The sequence below is a fragment of the Candidatus Peregrinibacteria bacterium genome (assembly GCA_030700255.1).
In the GTDB taxonomy this organism is placed as follows: Bacteria; Patescibacteriota; Gracilibacteria; order UBA1369; family JABINC01; genus JABINC01.
Genome location: JAUYJN010000010.1, coordinates 39,023 through 47,190 on the forward strand (window position 1 = coordinate 39,023; position 8,168 = coordinate 47,190).

Here is an 8,168-nt window from a genome sequence, read left to right on the forward strand (position 1 = left end):
TTTCAATACATATAGGGGATAACAAAAAAGAACCCCGCTTGACAGCGGGGCCCTTTAGTTGTTTTTTCGCTTAAACGAAACTATGCAAGTTCAACAGTTGCACCTGCAGCTTCAAGGTCAGCTTTCATTTTTTCAGCCTCAGCAGTTGGTACATTCTCTTTTACTGCTTTTGGAGCACCATCTACGATGTCTTTAGCTTCTTTTAGACCAAGTCCGGTTATTTCTTTAACGACTTTGATCACAGCGATCTTAGAAGCTCCTCCGTCTTTAAGTACGACGTTGAAAGCAGATTTAGCTACTTCATCGTCTCCACCAGCGCTAGCGCCGCCAGCAGGGGCAGCCATTGCAACTGGAGCAGCAGCACTAATACCATACTCTTCTTCCATAAACTTAACTACATTGTTAAGTTGCACGATGTTTAACTTTTCAACAGCATCGATAACTGCTTGTTCTTCTTTTGAAAGCTTTACTGCTTCCTTAGTTCCTTCTGACATAGTTTTGAATGTTAGAAATATAAATTAGTAATAAATGTTTTATTATTCAGCAGCTTCAGCAGGTTTGCTCTTAGAATATTCAGAAAGTCCACGAGCAAATGATGAAAGTGGTGCATTAAGCATAGATGCAAAGCTTGCGAGTGGAGAATTAAGCATACCAACGAATTTCGCAAGTAGTTGTTCTTTTCCAGGGATGTCAGCCAATTCATTCGCACCTTTCGTTCCTAAAAATTGTCCTTCTAGAAATAGAGCGATAAGCTCCATTTTCTTCTTTTTTGGATCTTGTGCCTTTACAAGTTTAGCAGCAGTTACTTCATCTTGAGAGAATGCGAGTCCAACGCTACCTTCCATAAGATCCTTAGTTACATCATATCCGGCTTCTTTTGCAGCAATACAGATAAGTGTTTTCTTAGCGATCTTGAATGATACGTTATTATCTCTAAGCTTTCTTCTAAAACCTTGTGCTTCTTCAACGCTTAATCCTTTAGTCTTCGCTACAGCAACCGATTTAGCACCTTTGAAGTCTGCTATTAGCCCTTGCAGGATCTCATCCTTTTTGTCTTTTGTTATTGGCATTTTTTGTAATTAAATTTTATAAATTTTATTATGCTTAGGCGGTTGCTTCGCTCCGTGCGTGGGACAAAAAAAACTACGACACTGTATCGTAGCGAGAGTTGACATTGCCTTTTTAAGTGAGCACTAGGTGGGAAAGCTGTGCTACCACCTTAAGGCGTTGATATGTCTATCTCGGCGGGTCTTATCACTTTTGCCGGTCCCATTTGGCCAAAAGTTGCCTGCTGTCTACGATTACGGGAGGATTCTACGTAAGCGACCCTATATTGTCAAGAGATTTACAATACCTTGCCATTTTTAATCAATTTTGCTCATATATGCGCATGATAATCGAAGAAATCAAAAAATTGATCCGGTCTCACCTTGATGCAATCCCAGAGGGGAGTGTTCCGCTCATCTGCATCATTGGGCCGACTGCTGTTGGCAAGACAGCCTTGAGTATTGGGCTTGCGCAAGCCTTCAACGCTGAAATCATTTCTGCAGATTCGCGCCAGGTTTACAAGGGGATGGATATTGGTACTGACAAGATTACGCCGGAAGAAATGGACGGAGTACCTCACCACATGCTTGATCAAGTCGAGCCGGATGAGGCGTTTTCGGTATTTGATTTTAAACGCATAGCTGATGAATTGATTCCACAGATTTACGAACGTGGTCATATTCCATTTATAGTAGGTGGTACTATGCTTTATACGGATGCAGTTGTGAATAATTTTGATTTTGATGGTGTAAAACCAAACGAAGAGTTGCGCACAGAACTACAAAAATTCCTCGATGAAAATGGCAAAGAGGCTCTGCACAAAAGACTTGAAGAGCTCGACACGGAAGTCGCAAAAAAGATTCATGCAAATAATACTCACTATGTTATGAGGGCGATTGAGAAAATGATGAATTCTAATGACAAGCAAAATGGCCTGGCAAACGAGAAAACCCAAGGTTCAAAATCTTGTACTAGTACGAGTCAGAAATATGAAAGGTCAAACAATTATCATATCCTCAAAATCGGGCTGATGCGTCCTCGTGAAGAAATTTATGAGCGAATCAATTCACGAGTTGAGAAGCAGTTGGAAGATGGAAAACTCGAGGCTGAAGCAAAACATTTTATAGACAAATATGGTAAAGATGAGCGCTCTATCACAGGTCTTGGCTACCGACAGTTTGTAGAATATTTAAATGGTGAACACACACTTGATGACGTCAAAATTCGTCTCCAAAAAGAAACTCGCAATTTCGCAAAACGTCAGATAGGCTGGTGGAAAAAAGACGACAGCATTCACTGGTTCGATGTAAGCAGGAACCCTCTAATCAACAATATTAATTCTTAATTGCACGACTGATGACAAATTTTAACACACTCGTAGAACTGGCAAAAAAACTTCGTGCCGAAGGTGGTTGTCCATGGGACCGGAAGCAGACTATTGAGTCTTTGGCGAAATGTATAAAGGAAGAATCGGATGAGGTGCAGGAGGCGATTGATAAAAAAGATCATCCGAATTTGAAGGAAGAATTGGGGGACTTGTTGTTTTCTATGGTTATGATGATAAATATTGCGGCAGAAGAAGAGCATTTTGACTATACTGATGTTTTCAAAGCTATCGAAGAAAAAATTATCTCTCGTCACACATGGGTTTTTGGTGATGATAAAGTCGCGACAGCGGAGGATGCACTCGCACTTTGGAAGAAGAATAAGGAGAAGGAAAGTAAATAGTCACTATTGTTTTCGATAAAGATTGTATGGTATTTTGAATATGTCCCGAAAGTCGGGATGTATAAAACAATTTTTAAATTTAATTTAATAAGATCACATGTCCGTAACCGGAAAACTATGGAACTTACTCTCAGAAGACAGATCGGCGCCATTACTTAAAAGACTTCTTGAAGTCAGAGGTATCGTAAACGAAGAAGATATTGAAGCATTCTTACATGATACGAAAACATTGCATGATCCATTTGGCCTAAAAGATATGGAAAAAGCAGTTTCTCGTGTAAAAGATGCTATCAATACCGGTCAAAAGATCATTATATTCGGAGACTACGATGTTGATGGCATTTCAGGGACGTCTGTGTTGGTGCATACATTGGAGCGCATTGGCGCAAATGTGTCATATCGTTTACCACATAGGGTAAACAATGGATATGGCCTGACGGAAGAGTTTATAGAAGAGTTTCAAAAAATAGGCGTAAGTCTTGTAATCACTGTAGATTGTGGAATATCCTGCAAACCTCAGATAGATCTTGCAAAAGAATATGGAATAGATGTGATTATTACTGATCATCATTTGATTCCGGAGGCATTTCCAACATCAGCATATGCTATTTTGCATCCACTTCAGAAGGATTGTGATTATATATTCCCATATTTATCAGGTTCCGGAATGGCTTTTAAATTTGCATGCGCACTTTTGAAAGGTTATCTACCTGAGGCTGAATATGAGAAGGAGGTTGACCAATTATGTGATTTGGCATGTCTCGGGACAGTTGCTGATCTTGTACCTTTGAAGGGAGAAAATAGAGTTATAGTAAAAAGAGGGCTCCGTGGTATTCACATGGGACGTTGGCCGGGGATAGCAGCTATCAAGGAGGTAGCAAATATCACTACTGATGCCGGAGAATGGGATGCGGATGTTATAGGCTACGGCCTCGGGCCCCGCATAAATGCGGCCGGCCGTATATCGGAAGCTTATTTTGCACTTCAGACACTGCTCGGTAAAAAAGAATTTGCTATGAAATTAGAGACTTTGAACAACGAAAGAAAGGAGATGACTTACAAGGCACTCGAAGAGCTTGAAGAGATTATAGCCGGCAAGGACAAGGGTGCAAAAATTATTATAGAAAATTCAAAGGATTGGCATACCGGTATCATAGGTCTACTTGCCGGTAAAATGGCGGAAAAACACAAGAAACCAGTGATAATCATGGAAGATCGCGGACATGAATTAGTCGGCTCTTCTCGTTCTCCGGAATTTTTCTCGATGGTAGATGCTCTATCTGATGTGAGTGATTTACTTGTGAGTTTCGGAGGACATACTCAAGCTGCCGGATTTACTATAAAAAAAGAAAATCTTGCTGATTTCAAAAAACGTATGAGAAAGCTCGCAGAAGATGGGTTGAACGTAACTCAATTGAAGAACACTCTTGATATAGATACTTTGGTTGATATGTCTGAATTGGATTGGAGTTCATATGACATGATAAAATCAATGGCTCCTTTTGGAGTAGGTAATAAGAAGCCAAAATTCCTTCTGAAGGACATTGAGGTTCGGAATATTTATTGTATAGGCGCTGACAAAAGACATCTTCGATTTGACGCGTTTCAAGAAGGACCTCTATCTAGTGGCGGTACAGAGTCGCGTGGACTTCAAGTTATTGGATTCAATATGGGAGAATACGAAAAAGATTTATATGATGGTAGAAAAATCAGCCTTGTTGCACATCTGGATAAAAACACTTGGAATGGAGATACATTCCTGCAACTCAGGCTTGTAGATTTTGAAATTTAAAATTAAAAAAAATCACCCTTAGATTTTAATAATTTTTTAACTTTGCCCTGTATAGTAGGGTCGTTTTCATTATATTAATTTGACTGAGAACTATCCTAAATGCTATACTGTAATACAGGTTATTACAAAGTATTACAGCTAAAAAGCTTTAAAATGAGACAAATTCTTAACATTTCAATGCCTCTCAATATGATAAAAATCATAAAAAAAGAGGTTAAGGAAGGGGGCTATGCTTCTGTAAGTGAATTTCTTCGCTATCTTATACGAGAGTGGCAACAAGAGAAGTTGCTTAGAGAATTGAATCAGCAAACCAAGGATTTCGAAGCAGGCAAAGGGATTGTTCTTAAGTCATTCAAAGACTTAGATAATCTGTAAATGCAACTCACATATCATCCAAAATTTGTTAAGCAGTATAAAAAACTGCCTGAAAATATAAAGAAGCTACTTCAGAAGAAAGGTGGTATTTTTATGCATGATCCTTTTGACGAGAGTCTCAAAACTCACAAGCTTAAGGGGGAACTCATGAATTATTATTCATTTCGGGTTAATTATGAGTACAGAGTCATGTTTAAGTTTATGGACAACGATGTGATCCTATTTTATCAAGTAGGTACTCATGAAGTTTATGACTAATTCCATTTGCAACGTGGGTGTGTTTCATGTAAACTTGTCCCTTCATAAAAACTGTAAATTACTCACTTAGGGGTTTACAGAAGCGCCATTATCTAGTATAATTACTCAATCATATATTCAAATGTCAGTGGATCAAAAAACATTACAAGACGCGGTTGATATCTTAAATAAGAGTCACAAAATTCTTATTACTCCTTCGAGTCCTGCGGACGGAGATTCTCTAGGAGCTGCACTTTCGCTTTACTTGGTATTGCGTAAGCTCGGTAAGGAGCCGACCGTTGTAATGTCTGATGACGTTCCTGAGACGTATGAATTTTTGCCAAAGACAGACGACATTCATCGTGAACTTTTTGGTGTTAAGGACTTTGTTATAACGCTTGATTGCAAGGATGCAGAGGTTGATACAATCAAATATTTGGTAGAGGAAAATGTTGTAAATATTATTGTTACTCCAAAATCAGGACGATTTAAAAAAGAGTCAGTTGCCTTTAAAAATGGTTCTGAGAATTTTGATTTGATAGTTACCGTTGATGCCGGTGATATTCATCAGATGCGTGAACTTTATGATGAAAACAAAGAGATGTTTGAATCATTACCACTTCTTAATATCGATCATCACGCTTCGAATTCAAAATTTGGAACTGTGAATTTTGTTGATTTGGATAGCTCATCTACAACTCAGGCCCTTATCAAAATCATAGATGCCCTCAACACTACCGGAGCAGAGATCATAGATAAGGATATAGCGACTTTGTTACTTACAGGACTTATAACTGATACTGGTTCTTTTCAGCATGCAAATACCACACCTCAAGCCTTTGAGGTGGCTTCCCGTCTACTTGATCTAGGGGCGGAGCAACAGGAGATTATCAAAAAAGTTTATAAGACAAAGAGCCTATCTACTTTGAAATTATGGGGTAGGGTACTTTCAAAAATTCAATTTGAAGAAGAGTACAGACTTGTTTGGTCAACGATTACAACTGAAGATTTACTTGAAACTAATTCAACCACAGAAGAGGCGAATGGAATTATCGATGAATTGATGAGCAATGCACCTGGAGCGGAATTGATATTACTTTTGAAACAAAAGGCTGATGATTTGTTATCGGGCTCTGTTAGAACAAATTCAGATAGCGTTGATGGCAGTGCTTTTGCAGCGAAATTTGGCGGCGGCGGACACGTGCGCGCAGCTGGGTTCCGCATAAAAGGTAAAAACATGATTGATGCAGAGGCAGAGGTAATAGCCGCCGCAAAAGAATTCCAAGCTGCTAGGCTTGGTTTGAATGCTGCGACTGCACCAAAAATGGAAGAAGTAATGATGGAAGCGGAAAAACTTGAACAACCGGTTAAATCTGAAGAGGTCGTTGATAAATTAACTCGTGACTTTGTTGGTAAAAAAGACGATACAGAGGCTGTGCAAGTTGCTCAGATGGTAAGTCAGCATATTCAACCTCCTCAACAAGAAGTGATTGCACCGCAACCGGCTATGTATCCACCCCCCCCTCCAATGCCGATTACCCCACCTATGCAGCAAATGCCGCCACCATCACCAACGCAAGGGCCGCCACCATCACCAACGCAAGAGCTGCCAACTCCGCCGATTCCGCCGATAGTTTAAAGCTGCTCCATTATTTCATCAGATATATCAAAATTACCTGATATATCGGTAACATCCTCATCTTCATCTAGTGCGTCCATGAGGTTTATTATTTTGCGTGCAGTGTCTAAATCCTCAATTTTTTTATCATCTTTTGCAACGAAGCTTACCTCGGCTTTTTCTATTTCAAAACCACTTGATCGTAGGGATGCGCATACTTCATGTAGGTCTTTCATATCTGTATATATTCCAAAAGTTCCATCACCGTTGTCCTCATAATTATTAGCGCCAGATTCTATTATCGCCATTTCAGCTTCCTCTCCGGCAAGTCCTTTTGCACTTATTACACCCTTTTTTTCGAACATCCATGCGGCGGAGCCAGCGGCTCCCATAGTGCCACCTTTTTTTTCAACGGCAGTTCGAATATTTGGGAAAGTACGATTTTTGTTGTCAGTTAAAGTCGTAATCATCAAAGCTGTCCCACCAGGGCCTATGGCTTCATAAGTCACTTCGTATAATTGTGTGTCATCTTTATCTTCGCCTGTACCTTTGCGTATAGCACGTTCAATGTTCGTATTTGGAGTGTTATCTTTTTTTGCGTTATCAACAGCAAGTCTGAGGGATGGGTTTTTATCCGGATCACCGATGCCCATGCCTTCTCTTACAGCAACAGTTATCAATTTCGCATGTTTTGTGAAAATTTTACCGCGAGTAGCATCATTCGCCGCCTTTTTGTGTTTGATCGAAGCCCATTTACTGTGTCCTGACATAACGCTTAGAATTAGATTATAAATATACTGAGAAATCTTCAGCTTTACTATAGTGTGTGAACTGTACAAATATATACCACAGCATTTACTTATCAATCAACCTTAGAAACGGGGAGCTTCACCATTTTTTGCGCATGCCCCGCCATTTCCCACCTACTAACTCCGTTATCCCCTCGCACCTCTTGACCTCCACTTCGCCACCATTCCGCCTACTTTTTTGAACCGCATCGGTGAGCGCGTGCGTACCACGAAACATTTCCATTCTCGCGCAACTCGAAATGGTGATTTTTGGCTTATTACTCATGTTTTTTGCCTATTTTTGTCTGGCAATTTTGACGGATTTTTGTTAGTATTTTCTTCTAATAATCCTTAAATATAAAAGATATGTACGATAAAAAATCAAACGGACTCGTGGGGAAAAATACCTTGCAGAAATCCGCTGGACTTGTGGAAAATACCCTGCAGAAATCCGCAGGGGTCAAGGCGAAAAACGATCTTTTGGCAGCAAAAAACCTTCATAAAAAATTTATTTCCCTTGGCAATCAACGAAATAAAATTACTCACGAACTTATCCTTCTGATTCCCGAGATCTATAAAAAAG

10 protein-coding genes are annotated in these 8,168 nt (G+C 39.7%); 7 read left to right on the plus strand and 3 right to left on the minus strand.

The genetic code is table 11. The features are described from left to right. Positions 1–80: 80 nt before the first annotated feature. Together rplL and rplJ are read right to left on the minus strand one after the other, a co-directional pair. A complete protein-coding gene (gene rplL / locus Q8P68_01520) occupies positions 81–494 on the minus strand; it encodes a 50S ribosomal protein L7/L12 (GenBank protein MDP4007848.1) in 414 nt (137 codons plus the stop codon). 42 nt (positions 495–536) lie between these two features. Beyond that, positions 537–1,070 (minus strand): 50S ribosomal protein L10, encoded by a 534-nt coding sequence (rplJ, locus tag Q8P68_01525; protein ID MDP4007849.1) that lies wholly within the window; start codon positions 1,068–1,070, stop codon positions 537–539. 314 nt (positions 1,071–1,384) lie between these two features. On the opposite strand from rplJ, the gene miaA reads away from it, so the two are divergent. The 6 genes from miaA to Q8P68_01555 all read left to right on the plus strand — a co-directional run bounded on the left by miaA (position 1,385) and on the right by Q8P68_01555 (position 6,818). Further along, on the plus strand, positions 1,385–2,392 hold the full coding sequence (miaA, locus tag Q8P68_01530) for a tRNA (adenosine(37)-N6)-dimethylallyltransferase MiaA (protein MDP4007850.1): 1,008 nt from the start codon (positions 1,385–1,387) through the stop codon (positions 2,390–2,392). A gap of 11 nt (positions 2,393–2,403) precedes the next feature. Next, positions 2,404–2,775, plus strand: coding sequence for a MazG nucleotide pyrophosphohydrolase domain-containing protein (locus tag Q8P68_01535; GenBank protein MDP4007851.1), 372 nt, complete (start codon positions 2,404–2,406; stop codon positions 2,773–2,775). 97 nt (positions 2,776–2,872) lie between these two features. Further along, a complete protein-coding gene (recJ, locus tag Q8P68_01540; protein ID MDP4007852.1) occupies positions 2,873–4,567 on the plus strand; it encodes a single-stranded-DNA-specific exonuclease RecJ in 1,695 nt (564 codons plus the stop codon). Positions 4,568–4,720: 153 nt separating this feature from the next. Next, the gene (locus tag Q8P68_01545; GenBank protein ID MDP4007853.1) at positions 4,721–4,942 is read left to right on the plus strand and encodes a ribbon-helix-helix domain-containing protein; all 222 of its coding nucleotides are present in this window, start codon (positions 4,721–4,723) and stop codon (positions 4,940–4,942) included. Continuing rightward, complete coding sequence (locus Q8P68_01550) at positions 4,943–5,200, plus strand: type II toxin-antitoxin system mRNA interferase toxin, RelE/StbE family (GenBank protein ID MDP4007854.1); 258 nt, start codon at positions 4,943–4,945, stop codon at positions 5,198–5,200. It begins immediately after the preceding gene. Between the two features lie 121 nt (positions 5,201–5,321). Continuing rightward, positions 5,322–6,818 carry a DHH family phosphoesterase gene (locus Q8P68_01555; GenBank protein ID MDP4007855.1) on the plus strand — a complete coding sequence of 499 codons (1,497 nt, stop codon included), beginning with the start codon at positions 5,322–5,324 and terminating at the stop codon, positions 6,816–6,818. Here the strand turns inward: Q8P68_01555 and Q8P68_01560 are convergent. Further along, entirely contained in the window at positions 6,815–7,567 is a 753-nt protein-coding gene (locus Q8P68_01560; protein MDP4007856.1) for a YebC/PmpR family DNA-binding transcriptional regulator, read from the minus strand. The genes Q8P68_01555 and Q8P68_01560 overlap by 4 nt on opposite strands. Positions 7,568–7,951: 384 nt before the next feature. Here Q8P68_01560 and Q8P68_01565 point away from each other — a divergent pair. After that, the coding region (locus Q8P68_01565) for a hypothetical protein (GenBank protein MDP4007857.1) at positions 7,952–8,168 on the plus strand (217 nt) is incomplete at its 3' end.